This window comes from Streptomyces sp. NPDC059373, from assembly GCF_042751495.1.
In the GTDB taxonomy this organism is placed as follows: Bacteria; Actinomycetota; Actinomycetes; order Streptomycetales; family Streptomycetaceae; genus Actinacidiphila.
The window spans coordinates 183,863-197,961 of record NZ_JBHYXC010000011.1; the positions used below are offsets into that span (position 1 = coordinate 183,863).

General features: G+C 73.1%; 12 protein-coding genes. 5 read left to right on the plus strand and 7 right to left on the minus strand.

Features of this window, described 5'->3' with window-relative positions; genetic code table 11:
- Positions 1-64: 64 nt before the first annotated feature.
- Positions 65-865 (minus strand): inositol monophosphatase family protein, encoded by an 801-nt coding sequence (locus ACFXJ5_RS18235; RefSeq protein ID WP_384631525.1) that lies wholly within the window; start codon positions 863-865, stop codon positions 65-67.
- Positions 862-1,986: a ferrochelatase gene (locus ACFXJ5_RS18240; RefSeq protein WP_384631527.1), complete on the minus strand. Its 1,125-nt coding sequence runs from the start codon at positions 1,984-1,986 to the stop codon at positions 862-864. The genes ACFXJ5_RS18235 and ACFXJ5_RS18240 overlap by 4 nt, the downstream gene beginning before the upstream one ends.
- A 133-nt stretch (positions 1,987-2,119) precedes the next feature.
- Here ACFXJ5_RS18240 and ACFXJ5_RS18245 point away from each other — a divergent pair, with 133 nt between their 5' ends.
- From ACFXJ5_RS18245 to sepH, 3 genes are all read left to right on the plus strand, one after another.
- On the plus strand, positions 2,120-3,391 hold the full coding sequence (locus ACFXJ5_RS18245) for an MFS transporter (RefSeq protein WP_384631529.1): 1,272 nt from the start codon (positions 2,120-2,122) through the stop codon (positions 3,389-3,391).
- Positions 3,333-4,670, plus strand: a complete 1,338-nt coding sequence (locus ACFXJ5_RS18250) for a D-arabinono-1,4-lactone oxidase (protein WP_384631531.1) — start codon at positions 3,333-3,335, stop codon at positions 4,668-4,670. Before ACFXJ5_RS18245 ends, ACFXJ5_RS18250 begins: the two co-directional genes overlap by 59 nt.
- 359 nt (positions 4,671-5,029) lie before the next feature.
- Entirely contained in the window at positions 5,030-6,160 is a 1,131-nt protein-coding gene (gene sepH / locus ACFXJ5_RS18255) for a septation protein SepH (RefSeq protein WP_384631533.1), read from the plus strand.
- Between the two features lie 249 nt (positions 6,161-6,409).
- On the opposite strand, the gene ACFXJ5_RS18260 is transcribed toward sepH, so the two are convergent.
- Positions 6,410-7,249: a sulfurtransferase gene (locus tag ACFXJ5_RS18260; RefSeq protein ID WP_384631535.1), complete on the minus strand. Its 840-nt coding sequence runs from the start codon at positions 7,247-7,249 to the stop codon at positions 6,410-6,412.
- Between the two features lie 221 nt (positions 7,250-7,470).
- On the opposite strand from ACFXJ5_RS18260, the gene ACFXJ5_RS18265 reads away from it, so the two are divergent.
- A complete protein-coding gene (locus ACFXJ5_RS18265; RefSeq protein ID WP_384631537.1) occupies positions 7,471-8,244 on the plus strand; it encodes a VOC family protein in 774 nt (257 codons plus the stop codon).
- Here the strand turns inward: ACFXJ5_RS18265 and ACFXJ5_RS18270 are convergent.
- The 4 genes from ACFXJ5_RS18270 to ACFXJ5_RS18285 all read right to left on the minus strand — a co-directional run bounded on the left by ACFXJ5_RS18270 (position 8,238) and on the right by ACFXJ5_RS18285 (position 13,573).
- The gene (locus ACFXJ5_RS18270; protein ID WP_127359264.1) at positions 8,238-8,885 is read right to left on the minus strand and encodes a thymidine kinase; all 648 of its coding nucleotides are present in this window, start codon (positions 8,883-8,885) and stop codon (positions 8,238-8,240) included. The genes ACFXJ5_RS18265 and ACFXJ5_RS18270 overlap by 7 nt on opposite strands.
- A gap of 38 nt (positions 8,886-8,923) precedes the next feature.
- Positions 8,924-10,108 carry an alkaline phosphatase family protein gene (locus ACFXJ5_RS18275; protein WP_384631539.1) on the minus strand — a complete coding sequence of 395 codons (1,185 nt, stop codon included), beginning with the start codon at positions 10,106-10,108 and terminating at the stop codon, positions 8,924-8,926.
- Complete coding sequence (locus tag ACFXJ5_RS18280) at positions 10,108-10,704, minus strand: DUF5998 family protein (protein ID WP_384631540.1); 597 nt, start codon at positions 10,702-10,704, stop codon at positions 10,108-10,110. The genes ACFXJ5_RS18275 and ACFXJ5_RS18280 overlap by 1 nt, the downstream gene beginning before the upstream one ends.
- Positions 10,705-10,840: 136 nt before the next feature.
- The gene (locus tag ACFXJ5_RS18285; protein WP_384631542.1) at positions 10,841-13,573 is read right to left on the minus strand and encodes a GNAT family N-acetyltransferase; all 2,733 of its coding nucleotides are present in this window, start codon (positions 13,571-13,573) and stop codon (positions 10,841-10,843) included.
- Between the two features lie 110 nt (positions 13,574-13,683).
- Between ACFXJ5_RS18285 and ACFXJ5_RS18290 the strand changes: the two genes are divergently transcribed.
- Positions 13,684-13,965 carry an HPr family phosphocarrier protein gene (locus ACFXJ5_RS18290; protein WP_384631544.1) on the plus strand — a complete coding sequence of 94 codons (282 nt, stop codon included), beginning with the start codon at positions 13,684-13,686 and terminating at the stop codon, positions 13,963-13,965.
- The last annotated feature ends 134 nt before the right edge of the window (positions 13,966-14,099 follow it).

The following is a 14,099-nucleotide window of genomic DNA, read 5'->3' on the forward strand; positions in this document are numbered from 1 at the left end:
GTCCCGAGGGGCGGCCATGGCCAGGGCCTGTCCGGCCCTGGTCCGCCGGACAGGCCCCAGGCCCCTAGTCGTGCCAGGCGCCGAGGTCGTCCAGCAGGCGCTGCAGGCGCTCGAAGGTGCCTGGGACCGCCGCGACGGTCAGGTCGGGGTTGGGCGGCTCGCCGGGGCGGCCGCCGGTCAGGGCGCCGCCCTCGCGGGCGAAGAGCGCGCCGGCGGCGTAGTCCCAGGCGTGGAGGCCGCGCTCGTAGTAGCCGTCCAGGCGGCCGGAGCCGACGTCGCAGAGGTCGATGGCCGCGGACCCGGCGCGGCGGATGTCCCGCACCTGAGGGATCAGGCGGTGCGCGACCGCGGCCTGGTGGGTGCGCACTTCGAGGCGGTAGCCGAAGCCGGTGGAGACCAGTGCGTGCTCGAAGGGCGGGGCGGGACGGCAGTGCGCGCGCTCGCCGTTGACGAAGGCGCCCTGGCCGAGCACGGCATGGCAGGTCTCGCCGCGCATCGGGGCCACGACCACGCCGACGACGGTCTCGCCGTCGACCTCGGCGGCGATGCTGACGGACCAGGAGGGCAGCCCGTAGAGGTAGTTGACGGTGCCGTCCAGCGGGTCGATGACCCAGCGCACGCCGCTGGTGCCCTCGCTGCTGGCCCCCTCCTCGCCCAGCAGGCCGTCGGCGGGCCGGCGGTCGGTGATGATGCCGGTGATGAGCTTCTCGGCGGCGATGTCCATCTCCGTGACGACGTCGATCGGGCTGCTCTTGGTGGCGGCCACGCCGAGATCCGCCGGCCTGCCGTCGCGCAGTAGTGCGCCCGCCCTGGCGGCCGCCTCCAGGGCGATGGCCAGAAGCTCGTCCTTCAGCCGGCCGGTCACTGGGCACCCGCCGCGGCCGGGCGCGGGCTGCGCGCCGGGCAGCAGCCGACCGGGCAGACGTCGTGGCTCGCCCCCAGCGCGCCCAGCGCGCAGCGCTCCACCGCGAGGCCCCGCTCGGTCACGGCGCGCTCGAGCACCAGGTCCCGTACGGCCGCCGCGAAGCGCGGGTCCGCTCCGACGGTCGCGGCGCGGGCGACCGGGAGGCCGAGCTCGGCGGCCTTGGCGGTGGCCTCGGTGTCGAGGTCGTACTTGACCTCCATGTGGTCGGAGACGAAGCCGATCGGCACCATGACGGCGGCCGGGGTGCCGGTGGCGTGCAGTTCCTCCAGGTGGTCGCAGATGTCGGGCTCCAGCCACGGGATGGTCGGGGCGCCACTGCGCGACTGGTAGACCAGCCTCCAGGGGCGGTCGACGCCGGTGGCCTCACGTACGGCGTCGGCGATCAGCCGGGCGGTGTCGAGGTGCTGGGCGACGTAGGCGCCGCCGTCGCCGTGGGCCTCCACCGGGCCGGAGGTGTCGGCGGCGGCCGTGGGGATGGAGTGCGTGGTGAAGGCGAGGTGCGCGCCTTCCCGTACGTCCTCCGGCAGTTCGGCCAGCGCGGCGAGGACGGCGTCCGTCATGGGCGTCACGAAGCCGGGGTGGTTGAAGTAGTGCCGCAGCTTGTCGACGCGCGGCACGGGCCGGCCCTCGGCCTCCAGGGCGGCGAGGGAGGCGGCGAGGTTCTCGCGGTACTGGCGGCAGCCGGAGTAGGAGGCGTAGGCGCTGGTGGCGAGGACGAGGATGCGGCGGTGGCCGTCGTCGGTCATCTGACGCAGGGTGTCGGTGAGATAGGGCGCCCAGTTGCGGTTGCCCCAGTAGACGGGGAGGTCGAGGCCGTTCTGCGAGAAGTCCTTGCGCAGCGCGTCGAGCAGCTCGCGGTTCTGCGCGTTGATGGGGCTGACGCCGCCGAAGAGGAAGTAGTGCTGCCCCACCTCCTTCAGGCGTTCGCGCGGGATGCCACGGCCGCGCGTGACGTTCTCCAGGAAGGGGACGACGTCGTCCAGCCCTTCGGGGCCGCCGAAGGACAGCAGCAGCAAGGCGTCATAGGGGACGGCTGTGGTGGGAGCGAGCTGATCGGACATGCCTCCGATCCTGCCACTCGCCCGGCGGCCCGCGAGCGGACCCCGTGCCGGGAAATGACTTGCGCCTGCTCCGTAAGCTGTGTCGAGCAGCTACATTCCTGACCACCTTCGGCAACGCTGCCGTGGAGACGCCTTGCCCAGCCCCTACCGCGCGATCTTCGCCGCCCCCGGCACCAGGGGCTTCTCCGCCGCCGGGTTCGTCGGGCGGATGCCGATGGCCATGCTCGGCATCGGCATCGTGACGATGATCTCCCAGGTCTCCGGCCGCTACAGCCTCGCCGGCGGGCTGGCCGCCGTCTTCGCGCTGACCGAGGCGGCGGCCGGCCCGCAGATCTCCCGCCTGGTCGACCGCTACGGGCAGCGGCGGGTGCTGCGCCCGGCGGCGACGGTCACCGTGACGGGCGTCGCCGGGCTGCTGGTGTGCGTACGGGCTGGGGCGCCGGACTGGACGTTCTTCGCCTGCACCGTGGTCGCGGGCTCCAGTACGCCGAGCGTGGGTGCGCTGGTGCGGGCCCGCTGGGCGGCGATCCACGGGGGCTCACCGGGGCTGCTGCACACGGCGTACGCCCTCGAGTCGGTCGTGGACGAGATCTGCTTCATCATCGGGCCGATCCTGTCCATCGGGCTGTGCACGGTCTGGTTCCCGGAAGCCGGCCCGCTGCTCGCCGCGCTGTTCCTCGCCGCGGGCGCGTATCTGCTCGCCGCCCAGCACTCGACCGAACCGCTCCCGCATCCGCGTGGGCAGCACTCCGGCGGCTCGGCGCTGAGCTCGCGCGGGCTGCGGGTGCTGGTGCTGACCTTCGTGGCGACCGGGACGATCTTCGGGGCAATGGATGTCGCCACGGTGGCCTTCGCCGACGAGCGCGGTCACAAGGCGGCGGCCAGCCTGGTCCTGGCGACGTACGCGGCCGGATCGTGCACGGCGGGCGTCCTGTTCGGGCTGTTCCGCCCGAAGGGTCCGGCATCTCATCGGTTCCTGCTGGGCGTTTCCCTGATGGCGGTGAGTATGATCCCGCCACTACTGGTCGGAAACTTGCCGTTCCTGGCCGTGGCGCTGTTCGTCTCGGGCCTGACCATCGCACCGACGTTGGCCACCGCGATGGGCCTGGTCGAGCAGCTGGTACCGCGCGCGAAGCTCACCGAGGGCATGACGTGGACGATCACCGGGCTGGCGGTCGGAGTGGCGCTGGGCGCCTCGCTGGCCGGGGCGGTGATCGACTCGGCCGGTGCCCGGGCGGCGTACACGGTACCGGCCTCCGCAGCGGCGCTCGCCGTGGTGGTGGCCTTCCTGGGGTACCGCCGGCTCCGGCCGGCGGCGGAGCTGGAGCTGGAGGGGTCTCGCAGTGATGAGCAGCAGCACCACGAGCACGACGAGCAGGACCGCCGGGAAGGCCGCATGGCGTAACTGGGCCGGCAACGTCGCCGCCCGGCCGCAGCGGGTCGTCTCCCCGGCCTCCGTGGACGAGCTGGCCGCGGCGGTCGTCAAGGCCGGCGAGGACGGGCTGACCGCCAAGGCCGTGGGCACCGGGCACTCCTTCACCGCGGCCGCCGCGACGGGCGGCGTGCTGATCCGTCCCGAGCGGCTCAGCGCGATACGCGCGATCGACCGCACGGCGGGCACCGTCACCGTCGAGGCGGGCGTGCCGCTCAAGCAGCTCAACGCCGTCCTCGCCGCCGAGGGGCTGTCGCTGACCAACATGGGCGACATCATGGAGCAGACCGTCGCCGGCGCCACCAGCACCGGCACGCACGGCACCGGCCGCGACTCCGCCTCGATCGCCGCCCAGATCAAGGCACTTGAGCTGGTGCTCGCCGACGGCTCGGTGCTCTCCTGCTCGACGGACGAGAACGCCGACGTCTTCGCCGCCGCCCGGGTCGGCATCGGCGCGCTGGGCGTCATCAGCGCGATCACCTTCGCCGTCGAGCCGCTGTTCCTGCTGACCGCGCGCGAGGAGCCGATGACCTTCGACCGGGTCGTCGGGGAGTTCGACCGGCTCGCCGCCGAGAACGAGCACTTCGAGTTCTACTGGTTCCCGCACACCGACGGCTGCAACACCAAACGCAACAACCGCAGTCAGGGCCCCGCCGCCCCGGTCCCGGCCGTCCGCGGTTGGATCGACGACGAGTTGCTGTCCAACGGCGTCTTCCAGGCCGCCTGCGCGGTGGGCCGCGCCGTGCCGTCGGTCATCCCCGGGATCGCCCAGCTCAGCAGCCGCGCGCTGTCCGCGCGTACGTACACCGACATCCCGTACAAGGTCTTCACGCATCCGCGCCGGGTCCGCTTCGTCGAGATGGAGTTCGCGGTGCCGAGGCAGGCGGCCGTGTCGGTGCTGCGCGAACTCAAGGCCCTGGTCGAGGCCTCCGACTTCCGCATCAGCTTCCCGGTCGAGGTCCGGATCGCCCCGGCCGACGACATCGCCCTCTCGACGGCGTCGGGCCGCGACAGCGCGTACGTCGCCGTGCACATGTACCGAGGTACGCGCTACCAGGAGTACTTCACGGCGGTCGAGAAGATCATGACGGCCCATGAGGGGCGTCCGCACTGGGGCAAGATCCACACACGGGGCGCGGAGTATCTGGCCGGCGTGTACCCGCGCTTCGGTGAATTCACCGCCCTGCGGGACCGGCTCGACCCGGGACGGCTCTTCGCCAACGACTACCTGCGGCGGGTCCTCGGCGCGTAGCCCTGCGCCCGGTCGGCGCTCCTTACGCTCCCTCCACTTTCGAGTGACGTGTGAAGATCGCCACTCAACTCCCTTGGGACGGGACAAGTTCGGCGGCGCGGCGGCCCACCCGCGTGGCCCAAATGGAGTACTGTGACAAATCCTGGCTCCGGGAACCTTCCGGTTGCCCGGGCATGGGAGGGAACCCGAGTCGGCGCTCGTGACGCTGGGTGATTCGGTTGGTCACGCAGAGTTGCAAATAGGTAACCGTGCCATAACGGCGAGTCACGGCACATGCCCGACACGCCGGGAAACTCAGCAAGGTTGTGGCAGGCTGCACCCGGGCAGGTCACACTCGTCCATCGGGAGCAGCGACGCACGTGACGTCGGCAGGCACCACCCGGGAGGTAACCGTGCCCGAACTGCGTGTCGTGGCCGTCAGCAACGACGGCACACGACTGGTGCTCAAGGCTGCCGACAGCACGGAATACACGCTTCCCATCGATGAGCGGCTGCGCGCCGCCGTGCGCAACGACCGGGCACGGCTGGGCCAGATCGAGATCGAGGTCGAGAGCCACCTTCGGCCGCGTGACATCCAGGCGCGGATACGAGCCGGTGCCTCCGCCGAGGAGGTCGCACAGCTCGGCGGTATCTCCGTGGAGCGGGTCCGCCGATTCGAGGGACCGGTGCTCGCCGAGCGGGCCTTCATGGCCGAGCGGGCGCGCAAGACACCGGTACGTCGCCAGGGCGAGAGCACCGGGCCGCAGCTCGGCGAGGCGGTCGCGGAGCGGCTGCTGCTGCGCGGCGCCGAGAAGGACACCGTCCTGTGGGACTCCTGGCGGCGCGACGACGGTACGTGGGAAGTGCTGCTGGTCTACCGGGTGGCCGGTGAGCCGCATTCGGCGAGCTGGACGTACGACCCGCCGCGGCGGCTCGTGCAGGCCGTCGACGACGAGGCTCGCGCCCTGATCGGCGAGACCACGCCCGACACACAGGAGCCGAGCTTCCCCTTCGTGCCGAGGATCGCCCGGCTGCCGCGCGACCGTCCGCTCGACCGTGCGATGGACCGCCAGCTCGGCGGCCCCGACCGGCCCGCGCCCCCGACTCCCGAGGAGCGCGGTGCCGCGTCTGCCTCCGGCGCGGTCTCCGGTGCGGTCTCCGCTGAGGATGAGCGCGACTCGCTCACCAGCCTGCTCGAGGCCGTGCCGAGCTTCCGCGGCGACATGGTCGTACCGGCGCCGGCCACCGTGCCGGATGCGGTGCCGGTCGCAGAGCCCGCCGAGGACGACGAGTCCGTCGAGGATGCCCCGGCTGCCCCGGCCGCCAGCGCGGGGGCCGGTTCCGCCTACGCCGACGTCCTCATGCCGCGTGCCGTCGCCGGTCACCGCGACCGCCTCGTCGGCACCACCGACCGCCAGGCCGAGGCGGACGGCGTCCGCCCCGGCCGGCGTGCGACGGTGCCGAGTTGGGACGAGATCGTCTTCGGCTCGCGCCGCAAGAAGCAGGAGTAACCGGCGGGGGTTCCCCCCCTCTCTACCGGGTTGGGGGTAGGCCGCTCGCCTGAGGCGTAGCGGGCTGGCCCAACTCGGCCGCACCCGGCAACGGACGCGCACCCCGACGGTGGGTGGCCGAGGGTGCATCGGCGGCCGACGGTCCGTGGCCGAGTTGGGCCAGCCCTCCCCAGCCTTCGGCCGGGGGGACCCCCACCTCGCTTCGCTCGCCTCAGGCGGACGGCCTACCCCCAACCCGGGGGGTTGGGCTCAGCCCGGCTGGGGGCCCGTTGCCACGGGGCGGTCGGGGTCGGAGGACCATTCGCTCCAGGAACCGACGTACAGCGCGGCGGGGACGCCGGCGACCGCGAGGGCGAGCACTTCGTGGGCGCCGGAGACGCCGGAGCCGCAGTAGACGCCGACCTCGGCGTCGGGGGCGGCGCCCAGGTCGGCGAAGCGCAGCGCGAGCGCGTCGGCGGGGAGGAAGTGGCCGTCGGCGGCGAGGTTGTCGACGGTGGGGGCGCTGAGGGCGCCGGGGATGTGGCCGCCGACGCGGTCGATGGGCTCGACGTCGCCGCGGTAGCGCTCGGCGGCGCGGGCGTCGAGGAGGACGCCGCGGCGGGCGAGGGCGGCGGCGTCGGCGGCGGAGAGCAGCGGGAGGGCGCCGGGGGCGGGGGTGAAGTCGCCCGGGGCGGGGGCCGGGATGTCCTTGGCGAGGTCGTGGCCGGCGGCGAGCCAGGCGGGGAGGCCGCCGTCGAGGACGCGGACGCGGTCGTGGCCGGCCCAGCGCAGCAGCCACCAGGCGCGGGCGGCGGCCCAGCCGAGGCCGCCGTCGTAGGCGACGACGTCACGCCCGGCGCCGACCCCCGCGCGCCGCATGGCCGCGGTGAAGACCTCCAGGCCGGGCAGTGGATGCCTGCCGTCACCGGCCCCGGGCGCGCCGGCGAGTTCCGAGTCGAGGTCGACATGGACCGCGCCGGGGATGTGGCCGGCCTCGTACTCCGGGCGGCCGGGCGGGCCGCCGAGCTGCCAGCGGACGTCCAGCAGGACGGGCGTCGAAGGGCCGGACAGTTCGCTCGCCAGCTCGGCTACGGTGATGATGGGATGCATACGTCCATTGTGAGCGTCCGGGGGACAACCTTTGGCGGATTGTCACTGCGCGGCAACGGTCGCGAAACGGACCGGTAATGCTAAATCGGGCATTCTCCTGCGGGAACACGGTGATTGCGGCGCGGCCGGAGCGCGCGCCGCACCAGGTGGTGGAAGCATCGGCTCTGGCACCTCCCCCACACCCCCCACAGCCCCGTGCGCTGCTCCCCAGGAGAGAACCGATGACCGAGGTACCGACCCGCCGCCCCCCTGGCGCACCGTGCTGGGTCAGCCTGCTCGCGCACAACCTGGAGGCGACCCAGGACTTCTACGGCCAGCTGTTCGGCTGGGAGTTCGAGTCCACACCGCAGCCCTTCGGGCCGTACGTACGGGCCACCCTGAACGGCCGCGGTGTGGCCGGGATCGGCGAGATGCCCAGGGACCGGCATCTGCCGATCGCCTGGACGACCTACTTCGGCACCGACGACGCCGACATGACGGCCGAGCTGATCAGGGGCTGCGGGGGCACGGTCGGCGTCGGGCCGCTGGACGCCGACGACGCGGGGCGGATGGCGATTGCCTCCGATCCGCTGGGCGCGGTGTTCGGTATCTGGCAGCCGCTGCGGTACACGGGCGTCGAGGTGCTGGGCGAGCCGGGGTCACTGGCCTGGAACGAGCTGATCACCCGGGAGACTTCGGCCGTGGGGAAGTTCTACGCGGCGGTCTTCGGCTTCGACACGGAGGCCGTGGTGTCCGCCGACTTCGACTACCTCACCCTCCACCTTCAGGGGCAGCCGGTGGCCGGGATCCACGGCGTGGGCCAGGCGCTGCCGCGCGACCGGGGCGCGCACTGGATGACGTACTTCGCCGTGGCCGACACCGATGCCGCCGTCCGGCACGTCGCCGAGCTGGGCGGCCATGTGGTGCGCGGGGCGCGCGACTCGGCGTACGGGCGGCTGGCGACGGTGGCCGATCCCGAGGGCGCGGTCTTCACCGTGATCCATACGGCTCACTGACCGATCGGCAGGACATCCGGGGAGATGGCGGCCGCGCGGGCCGTGGCGGCGGTCATACGGCGGATGTGGTGCCGGCGGCACAGCACCTCGTAACCCACCTCGCCGCCCTGGCCGTTGACGTCGCCGACGACGACCTGCTCGCCCTCGACGACCATCACCCCGTCCACCGTACGGCCGTTGTGGGTGGCGCGGGCGCCGCACCAGCACAGGGCCTCGACCTGGAGGACCTCGACGCGGTCGGCCATCTCGACCAGGCGGCGGGAGCCGGGGAAGAGCTTGGTGCGGAAGTCGGTGGTGATGCCGAAGGCGAAGACGTCCAGGCGGAGGTCGTCGACGATGCGGGCGAGCTGGTCGATCTGGTCGGGGGTGAAGAACTGGGCCTCGTCGACGAGTACGTAGTCGGCGCGGCCGCCGCCGGAGAGGTGGGCGACGAGGTAGGCGTAGAAGTCGAAGTCGTCGGTGGCCTCGACGGCCTTGGTCTCCAGGCCGAGGCGGGAGGACAGGACGCCTTCGCCGGCCCGGTCGTTGCGGGTGAAGATCATGCCTTCCAGGCCTCTGGCGGAGCGGTTGTGCTCGATCTGGAGAGCGAGGGTGCTCTTTCCGCAGTCCATGGTTCCGGAGAAGAACACAAGCTCGGGCATGAGGTGGCAATGGCCTTTCGGGCGGGCGGCGGTGAGCTTCAGGAGCGTACTTCGAGCAGCGGGACGAGCTGCTCCCCGGGGGTCATCGAGCCGTGCAGGCCCACCATGGAGGACTCCCCCGGCTCCGTGCGGGTGGCGACGATCGCGATGTCGTCGCGGGCCACGGCCACCACGTCACCGATCCGGCCCCGGACCCGCTCGTCGACGACCGGGCCGAACCAGCCTGCCGCGATCGCCTCATCGCGGGTGGCGACCCACATCTGCTCGCCCAGGACCTCGCTCCAGACGGTGTACACGTCGGTGGCGGCACCCGGCACCGCGTAGACGTGGCGGGCGCGGGCCTCGCCGCCGAGGATGGCGACTCCGGCGCTCAGCTCCCAGTCCTCGTCGAAGTCGATCCGCGACTCGGGGTCGAAGGGGATGTCGATCATGCCGTGGTCGGCGGTGATGTACAGCGCGGAGCGCGGCGGCAGTTGCTCGGCGAGGCGCTGCGCGAGGCGGTCGGCCATCATCAGCTGGCCGCGCCAGGCGTCGGAGTCGATGCCGTGGCGGTGCCCCATGGAGTCGAGTTCGCTGTAGTACGTGTAGACCAGCGCGCGGTCGGCTGCGGCGAGCCGGTCGGCGGCGAAGTCCATCCGCTCGTCGCCGGTGAGGCGGCCGTGGAAGCTGCCGCCGCTGAGGGCGATCTTGGTGAGCGGGGTGTGCTGGAAGGTCGGCGAGGTGACCTGGCAGGTCTCGATCCCGGCGGCTTCCGCGAGCTGGAAGACGGTGGGGTACGGCTGCCACGTGTACGGGTCGGTCCAGGGCTGCCAGCGCAACTGGTTCATCAGTACGCCGCTGGCCGGGTCCAGCACGGTGTACCCGGCCAGGCCGTGCGACCCGGGCGGCAGACCGGTGCCGACGGAGGCGAGCGAGGTCGCGGTGGTGGACGGGAAGCCGGCGGTGAGGGGCTGCCCGGTGCGGTTCAGCGACGTGCCGAGGAGGGAGGTGAGGAACGGCGCCTCGTCGGGGTGCGTACGCAGCAGCTCCCAGCCCATGCCGTCGACCAGGAAGACGCACACCCGGTCGGCCGGGGGCAGGTCGAGACCGGTCGGCGGGCCGGTGGTCACGCCGAGCCCGGCACTGACGGCGGGCAGCACGTCGCTGAGGGAGGCCGTGCCGTAGCGCGGGGCGGGGGCGGTGCGGGGATCCAGCGGTTCGTAGGCCGGTGCGGGCTGGATCATCAGCCGGCGGAGGCGGGGGTCGCCGCGGTGGCCTCGGACAGCGCCTGCGCGAAGGCCAGGGTCTGCCGGACGGTCTCCGGGCCGTCGCCCGCCTCGCTCACCCGGAGGCTGAGGTCGTCGGCGGTGGAGGAACCGGTGTAGCCGTGGTCCGCCTCGCAGTTGGGGTCACCACAGGCCGCGGGCTCCAGGTCGAGGCGGCTGACGGCGCCCCAGCCGATCGTCAGCACGACCTCGCGCGGCAGCGTGCCGGGGGTGTACGACTCCGGGTTGGCGACGACGCGGCTCAGCACCACCGAGGAGATCCTGGCCAGCTTCACGGACTCGGTGGACGTGGTGGCGTACGGCGACGGGGACGTGTCGTCGGCGGCCTGCTCATCGGTGTGGCTGACGATGAAGCGGGTGGAGGTGAGCACCAGGACCGTGACATGCCGGCGTACTTCGTTGGCGTCGAACGTCGTCTCCTGGTGCACCAGGTACGACGCCACCGGCTCCCCGCCGACCGCCGCCTCCACGGCCTCGGCCACGAGGGCCGGGTAGTAGCCGCTGCGCTCGATCGCCGCGCGCAGCCCCTGGGTCGTCGTACCGGTCTTCGCCATGCGCACCATCCTAGTGCGGCCCGCGCCATGGGCTGCGCCCCGTGCGGCGGCTGCCGCCCCTGCGCCCCGGGGGCTCCGCCCCCTGCCCCGTGCCCCGAGCGCTCCGCGCCGGGTGCGAGCGGCCTGCCCCCAGCCCTCAGAAGGAGGAGAGGGCTCGCGGGCCCAGGTCCGTGCGGGCGGGCGGCCTGGCCAGGCGGACCGTGGCGCCCAGGACGGCGAGGCCTCGGGTGGAGACGACGACGGGTTCGAGGTCCACGGAGACGACCTCGGGGAGGTCGTCGGCGAGGAGGGAGACGCGGAGGAGAAGTTCCTCGAGGGCGTCGGTGTCGACGGGGTCGGAGCCGCGCCAGCCGAAGAGGAGGGGGGCGGCCTTGATGGAGCGGACCAGCTCGGCGGCGTCGCGGTCGGTGGCGGGGACGAGGCGGTGCGCCATGTCGCCGAGGAGCTCGGAGGGCGCCCCGGCGAGGCCGAAGGAGAGCACCGCGCCGGCGGCGGGGTCCACGGTGGCACGTACGACCGTGTCCACGCCGCGCGGAGCCATCGGCTGGACGACGAGCCGCAGCTCCTCGGGCTTGCCGAGGCGGGCGGTGAGCTCGTCGTAGGCGCGGCGCAGATCGTTCTCGTCGGCCAGGTCGAGGCGTACGCCGCCGAGGTCGGCCCGGTGCCGCAGGTGGGGGGCGGTGGTCTTGAGGGCCACGGGGTAGCCGAGGCGGCGGGCGGCGTGGGCGGCAGAGGCGATGTCGGGGGCGGGGAGGGCGGCGCGTACGGCGATGCCGTACCGGCCGAGGAGCGCGGCGGCCGCGGTGTCGTCCAGGGTGAGCTGCTCCTCCCCCGCCCCGCTGATCAGCCGGGCCACATCCTGCCGGGCGGCGCCCTCCTGGGTGTCCTCGAACTCCGGCACGCGGCCCGGCCGCCCGGACTCGCGGCGCCACTTCGCGTACGCCGCAGCCTCCGCGAGGGCCCGGGCGGCCCGTTCGGCGGCGGGGTAGGCGGGGATGCGGGCGCCGGTGCCGCCCGCGGCGGCCAGGCGCGCGGCCATGGCCTCCAGGGCGAGGTGGACGACGACGACCGGTTTCGTGGCGGACGCCTCGGCCGCCGCCTGGCGGAGCGCGGCGGCCAGCGCCGGGTCGTCGCCGGATTCGGGGTCGGAGACGTCCTCGGAGCCGACCCGGGGGATGGCGGTGACGACGACGGCGTCGCAGGCCGGGTCGGCGAGGGCGTCGGCCAGGGCGGCGCGGAAGTCGCCTGGGCCGGCGAGGGTGGTGAGGTCGAGCGGGGCGGCGGGGGCGAGGCCCGCGGTGAGGCAGGCGTCGTACGTCAGCAGGCCGAGGGATTCGGAGTTGCCCAGGATGGCGATGCGGTCGCCGGCCTCGCCGGTCCGGCCCGCCGGGAGCGGCTGGGAGGACAGCAGCAGTCCGACGTCGGCCAGCTCGGTGACGGTGTCCACGCGGATCACTCCGGCCTGCCGGAAGAGCGCGGAGACCGTGCTGTCGGGGATCCGCCCCGGCGCGACCAGCTGGCCGGGCGGGACGGCCCCGGAGTGGCGGGCGCCCTTGACGACGACGACCGGCTTGGCGACGGCGGTCCGCCGGGCCAGGCGGTTGAACTTGCGCGGGTTGCCGATGGTTTCGAGGTACATCAGCACGACGTCGGTGGCCGGATCGTCGTGCCAGTACTGGAGGATGTCGTTGCCGGAGACGTCCGCGCGGTTGCCCGCCGAGACGAAGGACGACAGCCCGGCGCCGCGCCGGTGCAGGCCGCTCAGGACCGCGATGCCGATCGCGCCCGACTGGGTGAACAGGCCGAGCCGCCCGGTGGCGGGCAGTTCGGGCGAGAGCGAGGCGTTGAGCCGTACGGCGGGCGAGGTGTTGAGGATGCCGAGCGCGTTGGGGCCGATGACCCGCATGCCGTAGGAGCGGGCCTGCCGTACGAGCGCCCGCTGCCGTTCGCGGCCTTCCGGGCCGGACTCGGCGTAGCCGGAGGTGACCACGAGCAGGCCCTGCACGCCGTGTTCGCCGCAGTCGGCGACGGCCTCGGGGACCCGCTCGGCCGGCACGGCGATGACCGCGAGGTCGACGGGCTCGGGGATCTCGGAGATCGAGCCGTAGGCGGGGACGCCGTCGACCGTGCCCTGGTCGTCCGGGAAGGAGTGGTTGACGGCGTGCAGCCGGCCCGTGAAGCCGGCGGCGGCGATGTTGCGCAGCAGCGTACGGCCGACCCCGCCGGGGCGGCGGCCGGCGCCGATCACGACGACCGACTGCGGGGCGAGCAGTCGCTGCACGGAGCGGGCCTCCGCGCGCTGCTCGCGGGCCCGCATGACGGCGAGAGAGGCGTCGGTGGGTTCCAGGTCGAGTTCGAGGCGTACGACGCCGTCGGTGAAGCTGCGCTGCTGGGTGTAGCCGGCGTCCGTGAAGACCTTGATCATCTTACGGTTGGCGGGCAGCACCTCGGCGATGAAGCGGCGGATCGCGCGCTCCCTGGCGACGGCCGCGATGTGCTCCATCAGCGCCGAGGCGACCCCTCGCCCCTGGTGCGCGTCCTGGACCAGGAAGGCGACCTCGGCCTGGCCCTCCTCCGTACGGTCGTAGCGCACGGTCGCGATGAACTCGCCGCCTACGGTGGCGGCCAGGCCGACCCGGTCGTCGTAGTCGTGGTGGGTGAAGCGGTGCACGTCCCGGTCGGACAGGCGCGGGTACGGCGCGAAGAAGCGGTAGTACTTGGACTCGTCGGAGACCTGTTCGTAGAAGCTGACCAGCCGCTCCGCGTCGTCCGCCGTGATCGGGCGGACGTGGGCGATGCCGCCGTCGCGGAGCACGACGTCCGCCTCCCAGTGCACCGGGTAGGGCCGCGTCGGCGGCGGAGAGGTCATGGGCCCAGCGTAAGGGGACGTACCGGAACAGTGCGACGATATGACGGGAGCGGTCTCCCGGTCATGGGAGACTGGTCTAGACAACCTGGAACGACCCGGAGGGCAACACCATGGCTGAGCGCCACGTCACCGTCGGCTGGCCGGAGGGCCTGCACGCACGTCCCGCTTCGATCTTCGTCCGCGCGGTGACGGGCCTCGGCGTCCCCGTGACGATCGCCAAGCCCGGCGGCAACCCCGCCAACGCCGCGTCCATGCTGGCCGTCCTCGGCCTCGGCGCGCAGGGCGGCGAGGAGATCGTGCTGGCCTCCGACGCCGAGGGCGCCGACGCGGCCCTCGACCAGCTCGCCGAGCTCGTCACCAAGGGGCTCGACGAGCTCCCGGAGACCGTCTGAGCCGGCCTTCCCCGCAACAGAGGCGGGGCCGCGTAAATCCCCCCCCAGAATAACGCCCCCCCCGCTAGCCCAAAAAAACACCATTAAGGGCAGACTAACACACACAAACACACAAAAAAAAACAACCCAAAAAA